Origin of the sequence: Rhodococcus sp. RDE2, assembly GCF_020885655.1 — a bacterium.
In the GTDB taxonomy this organism is placed as follows: Bacteria; Actinomycetota; Actinomycetes; order Mycobacteriales; family Mycobacteriaceae; genus Rhodococcus; species Rhodococcus pyridinivorans.
This window is the reverse complement of record NZ_AP025186.1, coordinates 2731559-2752447: the sequence shown is the minus strand read 5'-3', so window position 1 is coordinate 2752447 and position 20889 is coordinate 2731559. Positions and strand designations below refer to the sequence as shown.

The 20889-nt window shown below is 65.9% G+C and carries 19 protein-coding genes and 3 pseudogenes; 14 read left to right on the top strand and 8 right to left on the bottom strand.

Annotation, left to right across the window (positions count from 1 at the left end; translation table 11 throughout):
• The first annotated feature begins 123 nt into the window (after positions 1 to 123).
• From LPH33_RS12900 to LPH33_RS12890, 3 genes are all read left to right on the top strand, one after another.
• Positions 124 to 369: a BatC protein gene (locus LPH33_RS12900; protein WP_106199641.1), complete on the top strand. Its 246-nt coding sequence runs from the start codon at positions 124 to 126 to the stop codon at positions 367 to 369.
• A 70-nt stretch (positions 370 to 439) separates the two neighbouring features.
• Positions 440 to 1576, top strand: coding sequence for a cupin domain-containing protein (locus tag LPH33_RS12895; protein ID WP_226949834.1), 1137 nt, complete (start codon positions 440 to 442; stop codon positions 1574 to 1576).
• 66 nt (positions 1577 to 1642) lie between these two features.
• Positions 1643 to 2482 (top strand): sucrase ferredoxin, encoded by an 840-nt coding sequence (locus LPH33_RS12890; RefSeq protein WP_229564876.1) that lies wholly within the window; start codon positions 1643 to 1645, stop codon positions 2480 to 2482.
• A gap of 30 nt (positions 2483 to 2512) precedes the next feature.
• Here the strand turns inward: LPH33_RS12890 and eat are convergent, their stop codons facing one another.
• On the bottom strand, positions 2513 to 3967 hold the full coding sequence (gene eat / locus LPH33_RS12885; RefSeq protein ID WP_229564875.1) for an ethanolamine permease: 1455 nt from the start codon (positions 3965 to 3967) through the stop codon (positions 2513 to 2515).
• Positions 3968 to 4356: 389 nt separating this feature from the next.
• On the opposite strand from eat, the gene LPH33_RS12880 reads away from it, so the two are divergent.
• Positions 4357 to 4668, top strand: a complete 312-nt coding sequence (locus tag LPH33_RS12880; protein WP_229564874.1) for a hypothetical protein — start codon at positions 4357 to 4359, stop codon at positions 4666 to 4668.
• 107 nt (positions 4669 to 4775) lie between these two features.
• A complete protein-coding gene (locus LPH33_RS12875) occupies positions 4776 to 5252 on the top strand; it encodes a VOC family protein (protein ID WP_229568334.1) in 477 nt (158 codons plus the stop codon).
• A gap of 37 nt (positions 5253 to 5289) precedes the next feature.
• On the opposite strand, the gene LPH33_RS12870 is transcribed toward LPH33_RS12875, so the two are convergent.
• Entirely contained in the window at positions 5290 to 6000 is a 711-nt protein-coding gene (locus LPH33_RS12870) for an ANTAR domain-containing protein (protein ID WP_229564873.1), read from the bottom strand.
• 663 nt (positions 6001 to 6663) lie between these two features.
• Here LPH33_RS12870 and LPH33_RS12865 point away from each other — a divergent pair.
• The 3 genes from LPH33_RS12865 to LPH33_RS12855 all read left to right on the top strand — a co-directional run bounded on the left by LPH33_RS12865 (position 6664) and on the right by LPH33_RS12855 (position 8970).
• A complete protein-coding gene (locus LPH33_RS12865; protein ID WP_229564872.1) occupies positions 6664 to 6906 on the top strand; it encodes a hypothetical protein in 243 nt (80 codons plus the stop codon).
• A gap of 79 nt (positions 6907 to 6985) precedes the next feature.
• A complete protein-coding gene (locus LPH33_RS12860) occupies positions 6986 to 7786 on the top strand; it encodes an HAD-IIA family hydrolase (protein WP_016690736.1) in 801 nt (266 codons plus the stop codon).
• Between the two features lie 653 nt (positions 7787 to 8439).
• Positions 8440 to 8970: a flavodoxin family protein gene (locus tag LPH33_RS12855; protein WP_026060854.1), complete on the top strand. Its 531-nt coding sequence runs from the start codon at positions 8440 to 8442 to the stop codon at positions 8968 to 8970.
• 148 nt (positions 8971 to 9118) lie between these two features.
• On the opposite strand, the gene LPH33_RS12850 is transcribed toward LPH33_RS12855, so the two are convergent.
• On the bottom strand, positions 9119 to 9418 hold the full coding sequence (locus tag LPH33_RS12850) for a hypothetical protein (RefSeq protein ID WP_183070821.1): 300 nt from the start codon (positions 9416 to 9418) through the stop codon (positions 9119 to 9121).
• Positions 9419 to 9430: 12 nt separating this feature from the next.
• Between LPH33_RS12850 and LPH33_RS12845 the strand changes: the two genes are divergently transcribed.
• Together LPH33_RS12845 and LPH33_RS12840 are read left to right on the top strand one after the other, a co-directional pair.
• Positions 9431 to 9847, top strand: coding sequence for a hypothetical protein (locus LPH33_RS12845; RefSeq protein ID WP_229564871.1), 417 nt, complete (start codon positions 9431 to 9433; stop codon positions 9845 to 9847).
• 400 nt (positions 9848 to 10247) lie between these two features.
• Entirely contained in the window at positions 10248 to 10991 is a 744-nt protein-coding gene (locus tag LPH33_RS12840; RefSeq protein WP_145692128.1) for a VIT1/CCC1 transporter family protein, read from the top strand.
• Between the two features lie 39 nt (positions 10992 to 11030).
• Here the strand turns inward: LPH33_RS12840 and LPH33_RS12835 are convergent.
• Positions 11031 to 11174: pseudogene (locus tag LPH33_RS12835) on the bottom strand (ZIP family metal transporter); the annotation flags it as partial.
• Between the two features lie 712 nt (positions 11175 to 11886).
• On the opposite strand from LPH33_RS12835, the gene LPH33_RS12830 reads away from it, so the two are divergent.
• Complete coding sequence (locus LPH33_RS12830; protein WP_145692127.1) at positions 11887 to 12198, top strand: hypothetical protein; 312 nt, start codon at positions 11887 to 11889, stop codon at positions 12196 to 12198.
• Between the two features lie 633 nt (positions 12199 to 12831).
• On the opposite strand, the gene LPH33_RS12825 is transcribed toward LPH33_RS12830, so the two are convergent.
• The 3 genes from LPH33_RS12825 to istA all read right to left on the bottom strand — a co-directional run bounded on the left by LPH33_RS12825 (position 12832) and on the right by istA (position 15944).
• The gene (locus tag LPH33_RS12825) at positions 12832 to 13779 is read right to left on the bottom strand and encodes an SMI1/KNR4 family protein (RefSeq protein ID WP_229564870.1); all 948 of its coding nucleotides are present in this window, start codon (positions 13777 to 13779) and stop codon (positions 12832 to 12834) included.
• A 141-nt stretch (positions 13780 to 13920) separates the two neighbouring features.
• Positions 13921 to 14727 (bottom strand): IS21-like element helper ATPase IstB, encoded by an 807-nt coding sequence (istB, locus tag LPH33_RS12820; RefSeq protein ID WP_145692125.1) that lies wholly within the window; start codon positions 14725 to 14727, stop codon positions 13921 to 13923.
• The gene (gene istA, locus LPH33_RS12815) at positions 14727 to 15944 is read right to left on the bottom strand and encodes an IS21 family transposase (protein ID WP_229568332.1); all 1218 of its coding nucleotides are present in this window, start codon (positions 15942 to 15944) and stop codon (positions 14727 to 14729) included. The genes istB and istA overlap by 1 nt, the downstream gene beginning before the upstream one ends.
• A gap of 1095 nt (positions 15945 to 17039) precedes the next feature.
• On the opposite strand from istA, the pseudogene nhaA reads away from it, so the two are divergent.
• The 3 genes and pseudogenes from nhaA (at position 17040) to LPH33_RS12795 (ending at position 20313) form a co-directional block, all read left to right on the top strand.
• Positions 17040 to 18331, top strand: a pseudogene (gene nhaA, locus LPH33_RS12805) (Na+/H+ antiporter NhaA).
• On the top strand, positions 18328 to 19590 hold the full coding sequence (locus LPH33_RS12800; protein WP_145692124.1) for a glycosyltransferase family 87 protein: 1263 nt from the start codon (positions 18328 to 18330) through the stop codon (positions 19588 to 19590). Before nhaA ends, LPH33_RS12800 begins: the two are co-directional and overlap by 4 nt.
• A gap of 9 nt (positions 19591 to 19599) precedes the next feature.
• Positions 19600 to 20313 (top strand): universal stress protein, encoded by a 714-nt coding sequence (locus tag LPH33_RS12795; protein WP_145692123.1) that lies wholly within the window; start codon positions 19600 to 19602, stop codon positions 20311 to 20313.
• A 261-nt stretch (positions 20314 to 20574) separates the two neighbouring features.
• Here the strand turns inward: LPH33_RS12795 and LPH33_RS26965 are convergent.
• Positions 20575 to 20850: pseudogene (locus tag LPH33_RS26965) on the bottom strand (PRC-barrel domain-containing protein); the annotation flags it as partial.
• Positions 20851 to 20889: the final 39 nt, after the last annotated feature.

The following is a 20889-nucleotide window of genomic DNA, read 5'->3' as shown; positions in this document are numbered from 1 at the left end:
CCCGGAATCGACGTGGCCGCCGATACGCCGGGATAAGCTGACAACGGCCGAACAATACACCGCTGCAGGCTCCGGGAGCCGGTAACACCGCTGCTCCCAAGCCTTTTGACCTCGGGAGGAATCATGACCGACCCACAGCAGGATCCGAACAAGGACGAAGGCCAGGAGGGCCCGGCGGACGGCGGTGCAGCCGGCGTCCCGGGCGTTCACGATGGCGGAGCTGACGGGGGTGCCGACGGGGGCGCCGACAGCGGTGGCGACGGCGGAGCCGACGGCGGCGCCGATGGTGGAGCCGACAGCGGCGGTGACGGCGGAGCCGACGGCGGGGCTGACGGAGGTGCCGATGGCGGAGCCGACGGAGGCAGCTAGGTATGAGGACTCCTCATATCGCATCCAGGACTCCGGCGTCGAAACGGACGCCGGAGTCCTGGAAACACGCTTGATCGACATCGGTCGGGAGAAGTTCGCGTCCGAAATCTGGGGACGTGCACCACTGCTGACGCGTCGCGCCGGCACATTCACCGACCTGTTCTCCGCCGAGGCGGTCGACGAACTCATCTCGCGCCGAGGACTCCGCACGCCCTTCCTTCGCGTCGCCAAGGACGGGACGACACTGCCGGACTCGTCGTTCACCTCCCCCGGCGGGGTCGGAGCGACCATCTCCGACCAACTCGACGACACGATGCTCTGGCGCAACCTCGCCGACGGCGCCACCCTCGTCCTGCAGGCACTGCACCGCACATGGGAACCGATCTCGCAGTTCGGCACCGCTCTGAGCGACGAACTCGGACATCCCGTCCAGGTCAACGCGTACATCACTCCACCTCGGAACCAGGGTTTCAGCCACCATTACGACGTCCACGATGTCTTCGTCGTGCAGATCGAGGGAACGAAGAGGTGGGTGATCCACGAGCCCGTCCACCCGGCGCCGCTACGCAATCAGCCCTGGACCGATCACCGCGCCGCTGTCGCCCGAGCCGCGACAGAGCCGGCGTGCATCGACACCGTGCTCGAACCCGGCGACTGTCTCTATCTGCCGCGCGGCTGGATCCATGCCGCGGAGGCCCGAGGGGAGATCTCCATCCACCTCACCGTCGGCATCCACACGTGGACGCGCCATGCACTCGCCGAGCATCTGACCCGGGCAGCACTCGCTGCGCTCGGCGACGATCCCGGGATGCGCGGCGCACTGCCCATGGGCATCGACGACCCGGATGACGAGATCGCCGCTGTCCGTGATCATCTCATCTCCGCGATTGCAAGAGCGGACGTCACCTCCATGTTCCATCGTGCCCGGCGGGAGCAGGCCCGTCCGGCACCGCTGGGGCCGCTCGCCCAATTCGCCGCCGTCCACGATCTCGGCCCCGACACCACGGTGAAACTCCGCAGCGCACTGTATGCGCGCCTGGAAGGTTCACACCTGGTCACGCGTGTCGGCCGTGTCTCTGTGGCGGACGAGGAACTGCCGTCTGTCACGCGCCTGCTCGACGGCGGATCCCACCCGGCGAAAACCCTCGGGACCGACCTGGTCGAACGGCTGTTGCGCGCAGGGATCCTCGTCCCCGCGGAACAGTGACGGTGCACTGTGGTCTCAGCCGAACGCTTCTTCTGCGCAGACAATGCCCGCCTGCGGGGTGATCCGATGGCCGGCACGGCCCCGCGCGGATTCGCCTGGGTCCTCGTCGAATACCGGGGCAGATGGCCGGTGAACGGGTTCGAGGGGCTCGAGCTCGACGCCGCGACCAAGACGGCCGTGTTCTCCGCCGCGCAGGCGGCCCGCGCACGCATACTGCTGGTCAAGCGCCCGGGCCGTCGCCGCCGCGGCGGACACGACCATTGGGCGGTGCTCCGCCGCGAGACCTCGGGCGCGGTGCGTCAGCAATGGGGAACGTGGGATCGCGAGGAGGATCTGACACAGATCGTCACCGCCCTCGAGACTCCCGGCGACCTCGGTGGCCCCTCCGTCCTCCTGGTCTGCGCTCACGGTCACCACGACCCGTGCTGCGCCGTGCGTGGACGGCCGGTCGCGCGCGCCTTGGCCGAGCGCTGGCCCGACCAGGTCTGGGAATGCTCGCACGTAGGCGGAGACCGGTTCGCCGCCAATGTCGTCGTCGTACCCGACGGTGTCTACTACGGCGGTCTCGACGCCGAGTCGTCCGTCCTCACGATCGAAGAACACTTCTTCGACCGGATCCACCACCGTCATCTACGCGGCTACACCGATATGTCGCCGCCTCAGCAGGCCGCGCTCGCTGCCACGCTCCGACGCTTCGGTCCGGCCGGGCGCAGTGATTACACAGTCGCAGAGAGTACCCGCGAGGGTGATCTCTGGCGGATCCGGCTCGCCGGTCGTGCACCGCACCCGGAGCGTGTCGACGTCGAACTGCGGGCCCATCGCACTCCCCCGTGCCGATTGACCTGCCGTGGAGCGCCGACGGCTTCGGTCATGGTCTACGAACCCACCTCGGTCCGCACGCTGTGAGCACACGGCCGCGCGGACGGCTTCAGGTCGTCACCCCAGCTCTTCCTCTGCCTTCGCGAGGGCCGCGAACTCCTCGTCCGGGGAGTTCGCGACGAGGTGGTGACGGCTGTAGAGACCGAAGTAGGCCATGAATGCCGCGAACGCGGCGAACGTCCACAGAGCCGCGACGGGATCGACGAGGAAGGTGGCCACCACAGCGGCCGCGGCGATCACCAGCGCGAACGAGATCGTAACGACACCACCGGGCGTGCGGTACGGACGCGGCATCTCGGGCTCACGCACGCGCAGCACGATGTGGCTGACCATCATGAGCACGTAGCTCACGGCGGCACCGAAGACCGCCATGTTGAGAAGCATCGCACCTTCACCGGTCAGCGACAGGACGAACCCGATAACGCCGGGCACGATCAACGCGAGCATGGGTGCCTTGCGCGAATTCGTCACCGACAGGCTCGTCGGCAGGTAGCCGGCACGAGACAACGCGAAGGTCTGCCGCGAATACGCGTACATGATCGAGAAGAAGCTGGCGATCAGCCCGGCGAGCCCGATGTAGTTGACGACCTTCGCCGCGGTCCCGTCACCCAGCGCCTCGACGAGGGGATTGCCCGAGGTCGACAATCCCTCGGCACCCATCGCACCGGTCGCGAGGAACAGCACGGTCGCTCCTGTCACCAGGAGCACGAGCATGCTGGAGATGATGCCGCGCGGCACGTTCTTCTCCGGCTCGCGCGCTTCCTCCGCAGCGAGAGGAACGCCCTCGATCGCCAGGAAGAACCAGATCGCGAATGGGACCGCGGCCCAGATACCGAAGTAGCCGAACGGCAAGAAGTCCGAGGCACCGAGGGCACCGGTCGGCGCGATGTCCATGAGATTGTCGGACTCGAACAGTCCCACCGCAGAGATTGCGAAGATCACGAGTCCGACAAGTGCGATGGCGGTGATGACGAACATCGCCTTGAGCGCTTCGCCCGCACCGGTGAGGTGGATGCCGATGAAAATGGCGTAGACAGCGAGGTAGATCCACCATCCGTCGGTGATCCCGAAGATGTTCAACGATTCGACATAACTGCCGATGAACGTCGCGATGGCCGCAGGTGCGATCGCGTACTCGATGAGAATGGCCGTGCCGGTGGCGAATCCACCCCAGGGGCCGAGCGCGCGACGAGCGAAGGTGTATCCGCCCCCTGCGGCCGGAAGGGCCGACGACAATTCCGCCATCCCGAGCACCATCGCGAAATACATGCCCGCGATGACCACGCCTGCGATCAGCAGGCCGCCGAATCCACCTTCGGCGAGTCCGTTGTTCCATCCCGCGTAGTCACCGGAGATGACGTAACTGACGCCGAGTCCCGCGAGGAGCACCCACCCGGCGGTTCCTGTACATAGTGAACGTTTTTCGAGGTATTCACTCTTTTCGGCGTGGAAGTCGGCGCCGTCGCGATGCTTACGGGTTCCCGAACTCTTCGATGGTTCTACGACTGACATTCCGTCTCCCTGAGGCGATCGGTTCGTACGGCGGCATCACGCCGCCACGGTGGTGGAACGTTGCGCGAGCAGCGGCCGGCGTCCATGGGCTACCCCCTGGTCGTGGAAGTCGCGCAACGAGATGGAGTGCAGCCGTGTAACTCGGATGATCCAGCATCCTCCCGGGCGAACAGGGTGTCTGTTCGTTTCTCGAGTATCGGAGAAGACTGTTGCAACTCCGTTGCGAGCTTGTAATGGAACGAGTCGACACGAAGATCCGATCGCACGGTGGTCTGAACCGTCGCCACATCGTCGATACCTCGGTCCAATCCGAACCTCGAACATCCGAACCGCGGTATGTAGCCTGCGGGCGGTCCCCCTACCAACCGACGACACGTGGAGGATTCGAAGTGACTGCGCTGCTGCTGGCGGTATCGATCGTGGCTGTGGCTGCGTTCGGATGGGGCGCATCGGTGGTGTACCGGGCTCATCGTTCTGTCGTGCGCCGATCCGAAGGTCTGCTCTCGGCCACTGGGCGTACCCGGGTGAAGACAGGGCGCAATGTTGCGGTCGCCGGACTGGTCGTCGGAGCTCCGAGTCTGGCGATCGCGCTTCTGCCGACCATGGACAAGGTGGTCGTGGTGATCGTCGTTGCGCTGCTGATGCCCGGCTTGTTCCATCTGACTCGCGAGACCCTCGCCTTCCCGGTGAACGAGCACTGACTGCGGATACGACCGTCAGTTGGCGGTGTTCACATCCGTGGTGGTGACAACCGATGCGCACCATCGACCTTCGAGTCGATGACCGAACGCGATACCGACGTCCGAAAATGCGGTTGCTCGGGCTGCCACTGCTCGATAGGGTGGCCCGCATGGCGTCGGTCAGAGAGGTCCAAGTCACGTTCGATTCCACCGAACCCGAGCGACTCGCGCACTTCTGGTGCGCTGTTCTCGGCTACGAGGTGCCCACGCCGCCCGACGGGTTCGCGACATGGACCGACTACGACGCAAGCCTGCCTGCAGCGTCGCAGGGACGCGCGTTCGTGTGCGCCGACCCGACCGGTGCCGGGCCACGACTGCACTTCCAGCGAGTACCCGAAGAAAAGGTAGTGAAGAACCAGGTGCATCTCGACGTCCGCGTCGGGACAGGCTTGGAGGGTGACGAACGCCTGTCTGCTCTGCAAGCCGAATCCGACCGGCTGGTCGCGCTCGGCGCTGCGCAGGTGAAGGTTCTGCATGCCGACGGCGTCGACGAGTCCTGCATCGCCATGCAGGACATCGAAGGCAACGAGTTCTGCCTGGACTGAGCTCGTATGCCTTGGTGTTCAGTGATCCGACAACCGATCACAGAGAAGCGGTGTAGTCCTCGACGATTCGCTCGGCAACTCGGGCCAGGGCCACATTGAGATCTTGCGACAACATCCGCAACATCACGAAGGCGCGGGCGGCGTCGACGCCGCAGCGCTGCATGAGAAGACCTTTGGCCTGGCCGATGGTGTCTCGGGTGCCCAACGCCGAGCGCAGATGCAGCTCCGCGCGTGCAGCCGTGAGCTCGGCGGCCGCCTGAGCCGCCAGTGCGATGCCCAGCGCCACTGCGGCACCGTCGAAGGCCTGCGGTTTCGATGCGAACAGGTTCAGCGAACCGGCGATGTCGGTGCGGGTGTGGAGTTGGAAGGACAACACGCTGCCGACCCCGACCATCAGGGCTTCTTCCGTGAACTGCGGCCAGCGCATCTCGGATCGGAGGTCGCTGCTGTAGACGACGCTCGTGAGTCCGGCAGCATCGATACAGGGGCCACCGGCGTCGCGTTGGATCCGACCGAGTTCCTGGGACAACGACGAGGTCGCTCCGTGGGCTTCGAAGGTATTCTTGCCGATGAGCACGATATCGGCACAGTCGACCCTGGCGATCGTGGCAGCCGCAGCCGCGGTCACTGCGCGCAACGCTTCGCCGAGATCGTGCCGTCCGCTCGGTGGTCTTCGTAGATCTCCAAGGGCCTTGATTCGGCCATTATGGGAAGCCTCTTCCGCCTGTTTCACGATGCCGCGTGTCAAGGCGAAAAGTCGCGGGCAAGGTGCCCGTACCACCCACGCTACCCGTGATTGCCGGTACGGAGGTGTGAAGAGCACCTTCTGGGCGTTCGGCAGATACCTCGGGCATCGGGTGGCCGACTGTGGGTCGGAAGGTCAGAGGGTGTGGCCGAGGATGTGGGTAAGGGCGATGAGAGCGGCGAACCAGATGAGAGTTCCGCCGAGTGTGGCGAAGTCTGTGTACATGAGTGGTCTCGATCGTACGCCGGTTGAAGCATCAACAAAAATGTCCGTGGTCACAGTCCCTCGCGCACGCGTTCGACTTCCGACGGCTTGTCCCCACCGGGAATAGACGGGTAGCGGGTCGCGTTGTGCTCGGCGGATCGGGTGCGTATTCGTGTCCCCCGGGCTCAACCCATTGCCTTCACGGAAGTTCCGTTCGGCTGGAGCCGTGTTGCGCCTTTCGCCGAGAGGCGACCGAACGCACCCGGTCCCTTGACATTTCGTACGTCGCGGCGACGCATACCGCCACAGAAGTATTCGCTGCCGATGTACTCCCCGAGGATATTGCCGACCCGCCGCGTCGCCCGAACGCCCCCAGGTTCAGCCGGCACTCGACCGGGTACCTCCGTGAGAAGACAACGGTTCGAGAGACGAGCAAGTGCAGGAGGACATGCGCCCACCAAGTTGACCGCCACCGACCTTCGAGAACTACTCGATTCGACGCTCGATGACCCCGCACTCGTTCTGGAGGAGGGACGGTTCCGCGTTGTCGGAGGTCAGGAGCTGACCGATCAGAACCGACCGTTTCTCGTAGTTACCAGAGAAGACCTCCGGAAGCAGCTGCCGCAGGATCGCGACTACGACGAGAGCGACCTCGAACTGCAGGCGGGCGTGCTCGACTCGACCGTCGCAAACCTCGGCGGGTGAGTACGGAGTCGACACCGGTCGTCGGGTGATCACCCTTGTATCGGCTGCCTACCGGAACAGTCGGTGACACACTCGAAGAATGAGCGAAGAACCCACATCCGCGCCGGTCTGGAATTACCTGATGGACATGGATGGTGTTCTCGTGCACGAGGATCACCTGATACCCGGCGCCGACGCGTTCCTGACCGAACTCCGCGATACCGGTACGCCGTTCATGGTGCTCACCAACAATTCCATCCGCACGCCCCGAGATCTGCGGGCTCGCCTGCTGCTCTCCGGCCTCGACGTTCCGGAGAAGGCGATCTGGACCTCGGCGTTGGCGACGGCGACGTTCCTCGCGAATCAACGCCCCGGCGGCAGTGCCTACGTGGTGGGTGAATCCGGATTGACCACCGCGCTGCACGACATCGGCTACGTGCTCACCGACAGCGACCCGGATTACGTCGTCCTCGGAGAGACACGCACCTATTCCTTCGAGGCGATCACCACCGCGATTCGTCTGGTCGAACGCGGCGCCCGGTTCATTGCGACCAATCCGGATCCTACCGGCCCGTCACGGGAGGGTTCGCTTCCCGCAACCGGCGCCGTTGCGGCGCTGATCACCCGCGCGACCGGCCGCGAACCCTACTTCGTGGGGAAGCCGAACGCCTTGATGATGCGCTCGGCCCTGCGCGCGATCGGTGCGCACTCCGCACACACGCTGATGATCGGCGACCGCATGGACACCGACATCGTCTGCGGCCTCGAAGCCGGCCTGCAGACGCTGCTGGTCCTGACGGGTATTTCCACCCGTGAATCAGTCGAACGATTCCCCTACCGTCCGACCCGCGTCATCAATTCGGTGGCGGATCTCGTTGGCTCCACAGCTGATCCGTTCTGATTGCGAGATTGTCGGATAGGTCCTGTCGACCCGGTCCGGCAAGGACGCCGGTGACGAGTAGCTGCACCAGACGATCGGCATCGTTGACTGGTCCGCCGCCGCGCCGTGCACCAGACCTGCTCCGCACGCCTGCGGTCGGAACGGTGGTCGCGAACCAGGCAGCTTCGACGGCGAACCCTTCGTCGATGGGCTCGGTGCGCCGTTATGGCTGCGTCCGATCCGGATGGCCCCGCATTGGGTGGCCGACGATCACTCACCGACACCCGATGACACACCATTCGACCACAGCGCGGCCGCACTCGGCAGGGGTACGAGCGCGGCCGCCGCCTATAGGTACTCACGTTTCTGCCAGCCCCACCATCATCGTCAAGATGGCTGGTCCCGCTGCCGCCCTGCGTGCCGAAGTGCCCGCTGCAAGCCCTGCCCGCCGGCATTCGGAACCACCAGTGTCACCACTGGTAAATGACCTGTCTTCGGAAAATGCGGCTCCGTTGCCCCAACCTTCACTCCTACAACATCTGGGATTGGCATCCGCATCCCGAGGCTCGATGTGCCCCGCAGGAGGTGAAAGACTGAACGAGAACCGGACGCGGGTGCTTGAACCTCACCCTTACGGTTCGGTGTCACCGATACTCGGGTCAGGAGGAAGCGGCATGCGCACACTGATCGTCTACGAATCGATGTACGGCAATACCCACACTGTGGCAGAAGCAATTGCACGAGGAATAGCACCGACGGGTACTGTCGCCACGATCCCTGTGTCCCAGGCATCCCAGGAGGACGTACAGGCATACGATCTGCTGATCGTCGGTGGTCCCACGCACGTGCACGGAATGAGCCGTGACTCGACCCGGCGCGGCGCCGTCGAGGCCGCCGAGAAACCGGAGAGCAACTTGACGCTCGAACCCGACGCGGCCAGTGCGGGAATTCGTGAATGGCTCGACGGGCTTCCCCGAAGCAAGGGAAACGCCGCCGCGTTCGACACCCGAATCGACAAGCCCGCCCTTCTCACCGGGCGCGCGTCGAAAGGAATCTCGAAAAAACTACGTCACCTGGGCTTCACGATCGTCGCCGACCCAGAGAGCTTTCTGGTCGATACGCACACCCAACTCGTCGAGGACGAGGAAGCACGCGCGGAACAATGGGGCGAGAGGCTGGCGAGGCAGACTTCAGCACACACCTGACGCATACGACTCTTACCAGCCTGCGGCGCGTGCATCCATTCTCCCGGTCCCGACAGGTACGGTGCCATAGGCCGAACGTGAAGACGTGAATCTGTCATGTCTCCCGATGCTGAGCGCATCCACCACTTGTTCGTACCCCACCGCACCATCACTGGGCACGGGAGGCACGATCCACACCGATCATCTCGAGCCACGCCTCGGCGCGACGGCTGTCCGAGCCCCGGAATCCCACATAGCCGTCGGGCCGGACGATCACGACGCCCGTGCCCGGCCAACTGAGTATTCGGTGGACCCTGAGCACTTCGTTGTCGCCGGGCGGTGTCGTCGCCCGCGCCCCCTCTTTTTGCGGCGCTTCTGGTGGCACGACAGTGTCGAGACCACCGAGGTGGACGTCACGGACGGGAACACGCTTCCCGCCGCGCTCGACGATGTGGACGTCGTGGTCCATCTCGTGCACGGGATGCGTTCGGCGGATTTCCGGGAGGTCGATCTCGCGGCCGCTCACGAGGTGCGGCACGCGGTCGATGCGTCCTCGGCGACCTGCATCGTCTACGTGTCCGGTTTCGTCCCCGACTGCGATCCGGACGAGTTGTCCGAACATCTGCTCTCCTGGTGGGAGGTCGAGCAGGAACTGTCCTGGTCGAATCGACCGGTGATCACCCTGCGGGCCGGAATGGTGCTCGGATCCGGGTCGACGAGCTTCGAGGTGCTGGGCCAGCTCGCGGGGCGGCTGCCGGTGACGGTGGTGCCCGACTGGATGAACTCGAAGGTCGAACCGGTCGCGATCGTCGATCTGACCGCAGCGGTGGCCGGTGTGTCCGGATCACGGGGATGCCGCGCGCACAGGTCACCCTCTCCCGGCTGCTGGAATCGGTGATCGGTCGGATCGGGTCGTGGCTGACGGAGGTGCCCTCCGGAACCGTTGCGGCTCTGATGGAGAGTCTGCGTCACGACATGACCGCCCGGGACTTCCGGGTGGATCGGTGGCCTGGTCGCGTCGGACCACCGGCCCTTGGGTATCGAGCGGGCGCTGCAGCGCGCGGTGCTTCCCGCCGACACGAGCGTCCCGTACAGGAATCGGGATCCGATGGACCCACTGCCCGGCGATCCGGACTGGGCGGTCGCGCCACCACGGAGGCCCGCCGGTATTCGGCGCAGGGTATCCCTTTGCGGCACCGAGCGCGGATACGCCGGCGCGACGACCGAGACCTCGGGGCCGGGTCAGGTAAGGATGTCCGTCCTGTCGCGTCTCGGGGGTTCGGTGCTAGCTTCTCGACATGTCGCTACCGAACCCACCGTCGGCGAAGGATTCCGGCGGGCAGCACGAGCGCGTCGAACCGCACACCGGCGGGTTGGCGAGCAAGCTCAACTGGCTGCGGGCGGGCGTGCTCGGCGCGAACGACGGCATCGTCTCGACCGCGGGGTTGGTCGTCGGTGTCGCTGCCGCCACGACGGACGAGTCGACGATCCTCACCGCCGGGGTTGCCGGGCTTGCCGCGGGCGCGGTGTCGATGGCGCTGGGCGAGTACGTGTCGGTGAGCACGCAACGCGACACGGAGCGTGCGGCGCTGCACACCGAACGGCGCGAGCTCGCCGTGATGCCGGAGGCCGAACTCGACGAACTCGCGGGGTTGCTCGAGCGCAAGGGCTTGTCGGCGGTCACGGCGCGTGCCGCCGCCGAGGAGTTGACCGCCCGGGATCCGCTCGCGGCCCACGCCGAGGTGGAATTGGGGATCGATCCGACCGAACTGGCGAATCCGTGGGTGGCGGCGCTGTCGTCCGCGGTGTCGTTCACCCTCGGGGCGTTGGTGCCGCTGTTGATGATCGTGTCGGTGCCGGAAGCGGTGCGGATCCCGGTGACCTTCGTGGCGGTGCTGTGTGCGCTGGCCGCGACCGGATCGATCAGTGCGTGGCTCGGTCGGGCGCGGCGGGGCCGGGCGGTGCTGCGGGTGGTGCTCGGCGGTGCGCTGGCGATGGCCGTGACCTATGCAGTGGGTCAGTTGTTCGACGTGGCCCTGTAGCGCGGGTCGTCGCGTCGTGATCGTGTGCGGCAGGCCGGTTCATGCGCCGAGCGCGAAGGCGATCAGGAATCCCGCCGCGGTACAGATACCGACCCACCAGCCACCTTCCCGATAGGCCTCGGGCATCAGCGAGTCGGCCATGACGGCGATGGTGGCGCCGCCGGCGAAGGCCTGGATCAGGCCCGCCGCGGACTGCGCTGTTGCTGCGGCACCCGCAGCACACCGACCAACGCGAAGTCGGGGCGCTCGGTGAGCAGATCGGACCATCGGCCCATCCGCCGACTACCGGCCACAGAAGACGTCCCTCCCGGTCGAGGGCGGAGTGAGCGCCGCGGTCCGCGTCACCGCACGGCCGGTGAGAATCCGATCGGTCAAGGCAACTCCCAGGGGTCGGACAGCACGAACACCATCGCCGACCAGACTTCCCGGCACTCCGCCGCTCACCGTACCGCGCCGATCCACGGACGGCGAGGGCGTAACGCGCCGGGCTCTCGACGCACCCGGGCGTTGCACCCCGGGCGCCCGTCAAGGGTGCGTCAAGGCGGCGCGGACCTCGGTGGCGTGGCGCTCGAGAGTCCGCCGGGTCACAGCGTCATGGTCGCGAAGGTGCTCGCACACCGGCGCGAGTTGCTCGATCGGCGTAGGACAACGCCCGAAGGTCGGCATCGATGACGTGGATCCTCAGCGTGCTCGGCGCGGCACTCATCGCGATGGCGTTACGGGATCTCTATGCGACTTTGTAGCATCCGCACGGGTTGGGCACGCTCAGCCGAGGTGTGTTCCGGGGTGCCTGGTGGGTCGCCGGCAAGATCCGCCGCCACGGCCGGGCGCTCGGCTCGACCGGACCGCTGGGCATGATCGCCACGGTGTTGTGGGCGGCGCTGATCGTCGGCGGGTGGTCGTCGACGGCATCGACTCCCGCCTCGAGATGGCCCGCCCCCAGAACGCCGACCCCATCGACTTCGGCACCGAAGATCCGGTGCAGACCGTGCTGGAGTCGAACGGTGGTATCGGCGTCGACCGGATCATCGATGCTGTGGGTGTCGACGCGTATCGCCACAAAGCCGGTCCGGACGGTGACACGTGGGTACCTGGCGCTGCGGTGGGCCACCCCCGTGCGCCGCGAAGGTCGGCAGCACAGGCATCATCGGCGTGTACCCCGCCGATCTTCGATCGGTTCCCGCTCGGAGGGACTCCTGCCCGCTAAGCGGGCTACCCTTTCGCGCCCGCAACGGTGGCCGAACAAACGCGCCCTGGTGACAGGCAACGGTTCGGCGCAACGACCGGTTGAGACGTGACTATGAGGATTACTGCGTAATCGGCCGGGCGGCCGCGTCCCGGTCGTCTCGCTCAATCGATTCGGACAGCCCGCTCTCCTGAGGACGATAACGGCGGGCATCTTCGTTACCACCCGACGAAGAGGGAACCATGAGCTCACGCCGGTTTGGCCACTCGCCCGGATAGCCTCCATGTGACGGCACCCATCGCCTATGGTCGGCACCGGTACGGAACCAACCTCGCTCTCCTAGCGGCAGGGGCTTCTCGCGGGACACGCCGACCGGCATCCGATACTTGGAGTTCGTGCTCGGCCTACTCACCTTTCGTGCGCCGATGGTGTCCTTCTTGCGGTCCGGGGGTCTCAATGCGATAGGGTCGCAAGCGGTGTGCCGGGAAGTCTGGTCGGCGAGAACATGTTGTCGTAGTCGACCCGAAGGTGTCGGGTCCGGTCGAAAGATGAGCTGTTCGTCCGGTCGAAAGATGAGCAGGTTCGGTCAATCCAGTCTGTCTCACCGGTTCGATCCGCGGAAGGCCCAGATCCGCTTGAGTTTTTCGTGACGTTTCAGTCGTCCGAGTACCAAATCAACGTTCCCGTTGTGGTCGTTGTCCAGCCGTCATGGAGTGGACGTCGGTTCCGGATGCTGTCGACGACGGTTGCGATCATGGCGTTGACCGAGACCCACAGCGGGCGTGAACCACCTGCGGATGCGGAGTACTCGACGACGCAGCTGTGCAGGTCGCCGGGGCGGGTGTCGACACACAGTGAAGTACCGGCAGCATCGTCGGCGATGGGGATCAGGTCGGGGATGAACACTTCGGCCGGACTGCCCGCGGGCGCTGATCGGATTGCTGCCTCGTCAGGGGCGGAGCCTTCCGGCCAGCGCTCCCGTAGATCGTCGTTGATCTGCGTCCACATGTCCCAGGTGGTGAGGGTCTCGTCGAGGGAGAGCAACCGGAACATCGGGACGATCTCGATACCTCCGCCTTGGAGCTGGAACAGCTCACGGACCTCGTCCGGCCACTGATAGCCGGTGTGGTTCTCGGCGGCGTCGAGATCGTCATCGGTGGCTCCTGCTGCCACGTCCTCGAGGGCGGCGGTGGCAGCGAGGTCCTGCCACAACACGGTCAGCTCACCGCCGCGGCTGACGGACCGCGGTGTGGTGCCGTCGTCTTCCGGCTCGATCGCACTAGCGCTCTCGTACTCGGGGACTGCGGGGCGTTGCTGAACTTGCCACTGGTGCAGCGCGTCCTCGGCTCCGGCCGCGACCTCATCCAGGGACGATGAACCGTCGAGGCCGGGAAGATCGATCGGCCCCAGCACCCCGTTGATCAGCAAACGGCCCGGAACAGCCTTGATGGTGCTGCCGGTTCTGTCGGCCCACTCCCGGGCGGCTCGCGCTGCATCGCGTGCTGCCTGCACGACGGAGTCACTGTTGCTCAGGCCGTGCAGTCCTTGCCCACCACCGGTGTCACCCCGTCGGTAGAAGACTGTCAGATCCCAGGCGATCACGTGAGCATTGTGCCTTGTTCTGCTGATCGGCAGTCGAAGTGACAGGTATCTCGGGCCGAGAGAGGTCAGAACAGCGCCGGGGACACCCGTGCTGCGGTGACTGTCGAGGTTCCGTGCATCGGGTCAAGGTGACGAGCAGGTTCAGGTCTGCGCATCGGTCCCTCCAGCGGCAGCAGCGGACGGCAACGACTCGATCGCGGTGTGCTTGATGCGATAACTGGTGCCCTTCAACGCGATCACGTCGGCGTGGTGAACGATCCGATCGATCATCGCCGAGGCGATGGTGGCCTCGCCGAACACCTCGCTCCACCTCGCGAACGGCAGATTCGAGGTCAGGATGATCGAGGACTTCTCGTAGCGACTCGACACCAGCTGGAAGAACAGGTTCGCGGCATCGGTGTCGAACGGGATGTAGCCGACCTCGTCGATCACGACCAACCCGATCCGGGCGATCTTGCGCAGCTCGATATCCAACCGCCCCAACCGATGTGCATGCGCCAGCCGGGTGATCCACCCGGTCGCCGGCGCGAACGCCACCCGGTGACCGGTATGCGCGGCCGCGACCGCCAATGCTGTCGCCAAATGCGTTTTCCCTGTTCCCGGCGGTCCGAGCAACACCACATTGCGGGCCTCGGCGAGCCATCCGCCGCCTTCGAGACGGGCGATCTGCGCCCGATCGAGACCGGGCTGGACACCGAAATCGAAGTCGGTGACCGTCTTGATCGCGGGAAATCCGGCGCTCTTGATCCGCAACCGGGCCCCGGATTCGGCGCGGGCATTGGACTCGATGGCCAGCACCGCCGCCAGATACTCCTCGAACGACCAGTTCGCGGTGCGTCCCTGCTCAGCGAGGCGGGCGTATTCGGCGACGATCCGCGGAGCCTTGAGCGCCCGGGCATGGTGGACGATCACCTTGTGCGCCTCCGAGGTGGTGTGACGGGCATTCATCACGCCACCTCCGACGTCCCGAACACCGCGTCGTAGGTGGCCAGATCCGCGACCTGCACCTCGACCGCATCCGGTGCAGGTCTGCCGCGCTGAGCGGCGGTGTAGTGGGCGCGTTGCTGCCGGGCGACGGCGGCATGCTCGGGATCGGTCACCACCGCCCCCGGCCCCCACCTGCGCCGATGATCGGCGACGAGGCGATGCTCGCAGGACACCCGCACCTGCTGCGGATCGGCGGTCAGGGTGATCATCCGTCCGATCACCTCCGGATGCACCGAATAGGCGGCCCCGCCGACCTGGACGTAGTAGTCCCGGCCGAGCCGGACGGTGCGGGTGGTCCCGACCGCCGGAGCGACCGGTGGCAGCACCGTCATCGCTGCCCGGTCCTCGGCCATCGCGTCGACCGGCCGCCGCCGGGTCACCCGGTGAGTGCGTGTGTTGGCCACCGCGAGCCACCGGGTGAGCTGGAAGTTGAAATCCGCCGGGGAGGTGAACCGCCGGCCGGGCAGAAACGAGGTCCGCAGATAACCGTTGGCGCGTTCGACGATCCCCTTGGTTTCGGGATCATAGGGCGGTGCCTGCACCAGCCGGGTGGCCAGCGTGCCGCAGAACCCGGCGACGCCGTCGGCGAGCCGTCCTCGCTGCCCGATCCCGGCTTCGTTGTCCCACAACAGTGTCCGCGGAACCATCGTGAACGATTCGGTCAGCAGCTGCCACATCCCGGCCAGCAGGTCCCCGGTCACCCGCGAGGGCAGCATCACCGCGGCGAGAAACCGCGAATACGTCGCGACCATCACCAGCACCGGAAACGAACGCAAGGCTCCCGCGTGGTCGGGAACGAGCGGTCCGGGGAACATCAGATCGCACTGGATCTGCTCACCGGGCAGATGCACCAGCCGATCCGCCGGGTCGGCCGGCTGATATTCCGGACGGATACGGGCAACGTTCTCGGCGAACCACGAGTTGCCACCGCTCCAGCCGACCCGTTCGGCGAGCACCGTCGTCGGCATCGCCGGATACGTCGCCAGCAGGGTTCGCACCGCCGGTTCGGTCAGCGCCCACGCCGAGGACTGGGAACGGGCGCGTTCGTACTTCGGCGGTGCCTGGGAGCGCAACGCCTTGGCTACGGTGTTGCGCGAGAGCCCCAACTTGCGGGCGATCGCGGTCTGCGTCATTGCTTCCGAGTTGTGCAGCTGACGGATCAACGCCCAGTCCTCCACAGTGATCACTCCTCAATCGTCGAGTGGAGTGCTCACTTTTCGACCGGAATACCTGCTCAACCTTCAACCGGAGCCGACACCCGAAGGACCGTTGTGTTTGCGCCGATCTTCCTCACCCTCCCCTGTCCTGGCAATCACGATGTGCTACTCGCCCAGTGACCGGTCTGCACACCAAGTACCCATATCGCAGTCCCGGTGACCACATCTTTGTGCAGTCCTCGTGTCGCCGCCTGTTGTCCGGTACGAAGCAGCGGTACGAGGTTCGGTACGTCGACAGTGCGCTGGGTGCCACTGGTGTGGTCACCAGCGGCACCCGATCCGCGTTGCCGGCAATCGTAGTGGTGGCCGGTACGGAGGTTCCGGCTGCGGCGATGACGGCACTGATCGATGTCCTCGGTCCGTCCCGGCAGGTTTTCATCGTCGACCCGCCGGGGATGCCGGGTTTGAGCGACCCGCGATATCCCGTCCGAGATCTCTGGACCGTTTACGGGCAGTGGTTCGACACGGTGTTGGCCCAGCTGACGTCCTCACCGGTGACCGTGATCGGGTACGGATTCGGTGCCGCGATCGCCGTATCGGCGCCACGCCACGTGCACGTCACCGATCTCGTGTTGGCCGCCCCGATCGGGTTGTCCCCGATCCGGCAGACCGCGGCATCACGATGGCACCGGTGGCGGTGGCACACCGACGCCGATCCGCAGTCGGCAGAGCGGTTCCTGCGTGTGGTGACCGGTACCGGTTTCGAGCCCGATGCGGACTTGGTGGCGTTGTACTGCACTATCGGTGCGCACTACCTTCCGCCCCGGATCCGGCCATTGGTCCCCGACGACGCGATCACACAAAAGGCAGAGCACGTCCCGATCACGATCGCAGTCGGTGGAGACGACCCTTTCCTGACCGAGCCCGTGCGCGGCGCGCTCGGCGGGCGGGTACCCCAGGCATCGATCCACCTGCTCGACGGCGTCGGGCATCTGATCCCGCTCGAAGCCCCCGAACAGCTCGCCGCACTCGCCGACTCCGCGACATCCACCGCCCCTCCCCCGCGATCCAGCGGCCCGGACGATCGAGCACCAGCAACCACGTCGAGGACATGTGATGTCGAATATCTTCTCCGGTCGACCGTTTCTGTCCCGCGGATCCTGGGAGGAATCCCGCCGGGTGGCGGAGATCCTCCGCAAGGAAACCGTCGGGGCGTGCTGCTGCTGATCGGCGCGCTGGCAGCGTTGATCTGGGCGAACACCACGTGGTCGGATTCCTACCACACGTTGCGGGAGACCACCGTCGGTCCGGCTGCGTTGCACCTGGATCTGTCCCTCGGGGCCTGGGCGGCCGACGGGCTGCTGGCGGTGTTCTTCTTCGTCGTCGGCGTCGAACTCAAACGCGAATTCGTCGAAGGCAGCCTGCGGGATCTGCGGCGCGCCGCGATGCCGGTGACCGCCGCCCTCGGCGGAATGGCCGTGCCCGCACTGATCTTCGTGACGGTCAATCTCCGCGGCGGAGCCGAAGCGTTGAACGGCTGGGCGGTGCCCACCGCCACCGATATCGCGTTCGCGGTGGCGATCCTCGCCGTGATCGGCAGTCATCTGCCGTCGGCCTTACGTACCTTTCTGCTCACCCTCGCCGTGGTCGACGATCTGCTCGCGGTGACCGTGATCGCCGTGTTCTACACCGACGAGCTGAACCTGCTGTATCTGGGTGCTGCGTGGGTTCCCCTGCTGGCCTTCGGTATCACGCTGCGACGCGGGGGCGGCAGGTGGTGGTTGCTGGTGCCCTTGGCCGGCCTGACGTGGTGGCTGGTGCACGAATCCGGTGTGCACGCCACCATCGCCGGGGTACTGCTCGGGTTCGCGGTTCCCGTCACCCGCCGGGTCGGAGACAGCTCGGTCGCGGTCGCCGAGCACATCGAACACCGCATCCGGCCTCTGTCCGCGGGGTTCGCGGTGCCGGTGTTCGCGTTCTTCGCCGCCGGCGTCACCGTCGGGGGACTCAGCGGATTGTCCGATGCGCTCACCGATCCCATCTCCCTCGGGGTGATTGCCGGTCTGGTGCTCGGCAAGGTCGCCGGGATCTTCGGGGTCAGCTATCTGGTGGCCCGGTTCACCCGTGCTCGTCTGGACGACGAGCTGCGGTGGGTGGACGTGCTCGGGGTGTCGCTGCTCGGTGGTATCGGATTCACGGTGTCGCTGCTGATCGGGGATCTCGCCTACGGGGCGGGCACTGTCGCGGCCGACCACGTCAAGGTCGCGGTGCTGTGTGGCTCGCTGCTCAGCGCGGTTCTCGCCTCGATCGTGCTCACCTCCCGCAACCGCACCTACCGGAGAATCCGCGCGGCCGAACTCGAAGATGAGGACGGCGACGGGATCCCCGACGTCTACCAGCAGCGATGACCGATCTTCCCGTCTCCGGTTCGCCCCGTACCCGGTGGTGGGCCCAGGCCACCGCCCGCTCGCCCCAGGCCCTGTTGCAGTGTGTGTTCTGGCCGGTCGCAGTGATGCTGGTGGTGCACCGCACCGTGATCCTGGCGGTCGACGGGCACCGTACCGACGACTTCACCGGGGTGTATCGGGCCGCGGTCGCGTTCTGGAATCGCCAGCCGGTCTACACCGCCGCCTATCACCACGTCGACCCGCACTATCTCTACCCACCCTCGGGCTCACTTCTGATCGCCCCGTTCGCGGTGTTCGAGCACGAACTGTCGCGATGGGTGTTCATCGGCGCCAACGCCCTCGCGGTGCTGCTCGCGGTGTATCTGGTGGTTCGGATGTTCGGCCATACCGCTGCGTCGGCAGCGCTACCGATCGCCGTAACGGTGGCGTTCGTGTCCGAATCGGTGGTCAACACCTTGGTATTCACCAACATCAACGGCGTGATCCTGCTCGGACAAGTGGCCTTTTTGACGCTGCTGCTCGCCCGACGCGACCTGTGGGCGGGAGCGGCGATCGGGCTGACCTTTGCGATCAAACCGATCCTGGCGCCCCTGCTGCTTCTGCCTGTCCTGCGCCGACAACTGAAAGTGTTCATTACGGCAGCCGGAGTCCCCATCGCGCTGACCGCGCTGGCGTGGCCGTGGGCGGCCGATCCGTGGCAGTTCGTCGAACGCACCGTGCCGTATCTGCTGCAGTCCCGCGACTATTTCAACAGCTCGATTACCGGCAACGGCACCTACTACGGGCTGCCCCAACCGCTGATCCTCATCCTGCGGATCGGCTTCGCCCTGCTCACCGCGATGACGATCTATCTGCTCTACCGCTATCACCGCCACGACGAAGTATTCTTCGTCGTCACCAGCGCCGGTGTATTGATGACCGCATCCTTTCTGCTGGGCTCGCTCGGACAGATGTATTACTCCATGCTGCTGTTTCCCCTGCTGATGAGCGTGGTGTTACCGCAATCGGTGATGCGCAACTGGCCGGCCTGGCTGGCCGTCTACGGCTTCCTCAGCGCCGACCAGTGGTATTCCGGACGCTGGATCGAAGCCGGTCGTTACATCGAATACATGCGCCCGACCTGGGGATGGTCACTGCTGCTGGTCGTGATCTTCGCGGTGCTGCTCGACCGTCGAATACGACCGCCCCGTCCACCCGCCGAGCAGGACGGCAGGAACACCGGCCACCGCCCCGCATCCTCTGTGCCGCATCGTCTTTGAGGAGACAACGTGAACTGGACCGTCTTTGTCGTCTTTCTGATCGTCTGGGTGCTGTCCGGGTTGGTTACCGGATTGTGGATGGCCCGCCGTGGCCACGACCCCCGCTGGACCGTCATCGCCGTGATCCTCGGGCCGCTGTTCGTCCCGATTGCTCTCGAACGCATCGAACGCACCCCCCGCTCGGTGGAAACAGCACCGATTGCCCGGTGGGGCGCCGGTGACGCCGAGCCCGGCGGTCTTCGGGTGATGGTCGGCTACGATGGCTCGACGGAAGCCGAGCACGCCTTGCGCGCGGCGTTGCAACTGTTCGGCCCGGCCGCAGCCGTGTTCGAACTCGTCGCGGTGATCTCCTACGACGACGGCACCGATCCCGATTCGGCCGCACTCGAGCGAACCAAACGCCCCCTGGCCGACGCCGCTACCAGGGCAGGGGACCTCCCGGTCGGTTACGCCGTGCTCGCCGGCCCGCCCGGACCATGCCTGCGCTGGTTCGCCCAGGACCAGCACGCCGACACCGTGGTGGTCGGCAAGCGTGGGCGCGGGATGTCCAACCGGATGCTCGGCAGTGTCGCCGAATATCTCATCGCCCACTGCCCCGTCCCCGTCCTCGTGGTCGACCCCACACGCACCACCGCGAGCCCGTCCGTCCCCTCCGCTGCGCCGGTGGCAGTGCGAGTCTCCGCCGAGGAAATCTCCGACAGCGACGGACACCGCACCACCTGACCCTTCGGACCTGATTCGAAACACCGTCCGAGCCCACCCCGCACCCTGTGCGGGGTCCCTCCAGAGCACCGCACGGGTGGACCGACCCACTTCCTGGTGCGGCGGAATCGGCGCATGCGCCTCAGCTATCTCACCAGGAGAATCCCCTGACGAAGGAGCGCGGCAAACTCGCGGCAGCGGTCAGGAATCGACACCGAGTCGTTCGTCCGCACGAGCGACGCACATGGTCATCCAGGGGAAACATCTCGCGCGAGAGTTCATCTACCGCGGCGGCGGGTACGGATGCATATATCCGTGCGCCCAAAACGGTGGATATCCGTAGTGAGTGTAGAGGCGCTGATAGAAGTCGGAGGCTGGTACCACGGTGGGGTCGTAAGGTTCGCTTCCGGCGACGTGTTCTTTCGTCCGATCGATGTGCACGCCGCTGTCCTCGACACGCGTGATCGCATCCACCGGTACGAGCCATTTCGTCTTGCCGATCCCGAGAAAGCCACCGGAGCCCAGCTGGACAAATCTCACCTTCTGCTCGGCCTCGTCGACAAGAAGACCATCGGCGTCCCCGAGTTGCTCTCCATC

Bases quoted from the DNA above. Each gene is read 5' to 3' on its own strand.
- LPH33_RS12900 (WP_106199641.1), top strand. From the start codon at position 124: ATGACCGACCCACAGCAGGATCCGAACAAGGACGAAGGCCAGGAGGGC.
- LPH33_RS12890 (WP_229564876.1), top strand. From the start codon at position 1,643: ATGGCCGGCACGGCCCCGCGCGGATTCGCCTGGGTCCTCGTCGAATAC.
- eat (WP_229564875.1), bottom strand. From the start codon at position 3,967: ATGTCAGTCGTAGAACCATCGAAGAGTTCGGGAACCCGTAAGCATCGC.
- LPH33_RS12875 (WP_229568334.1), top strand. From the start codon at position 4,776: ATGCGGTTGCTCGGGCTGCCACTGCTCGATAGGGTGGCCCGCATGGCG.
- LPH33_RS12860 (WP_016690736.1), top strand. From the start codon at position 6,986: ATGAGCGAAGAACCCACATCCGCGCCGGTCTGGAATTACCTGATGGAC.
- LPH33_RS12855 (WP_026060854.1), top strand. From the start codon at position 8,440: ATGCGCACACTGATCGTCTACGAATCGATGTACGGCAATACCCACACT.
- LPH33_RS12850 (WP_183070821.1), bottom strand. From the start codon at position 9,418: ATGGACCACGACGTCCACATCGTCGAGCGCGGCGGGAAGCGTGTTCCC.
- LPH33_RS12845 (WP_229564871.1), top strand. From the start codon at position 9,431: ATGCGTTCGGCGGATTTCCGGGAGGTCGATCTCGCGGCCGCTCACGAG.
- LPH33_RS12840 (WP_145692128.1), top strand. From the start codon at position 10,248: ATGTCGCTACCGAACCCACCGTCGGCGAAGGATTCCGGCGGGCAGCAC.
- istB (WP_145692125.1), bottom strand. From the start codon at position 14,727: ATGAATGCCCGTCACACCACCTCGGAGGCGCACAAGGTGATCGTCCAC.
- LPH33_RS12800 (WP_145692124.1), top strand. From the start codon at position 18,328: ATGACCGATCTTCCCGTCTCCGGTTCGCCCCGTACCCGGTGGTGGGCC.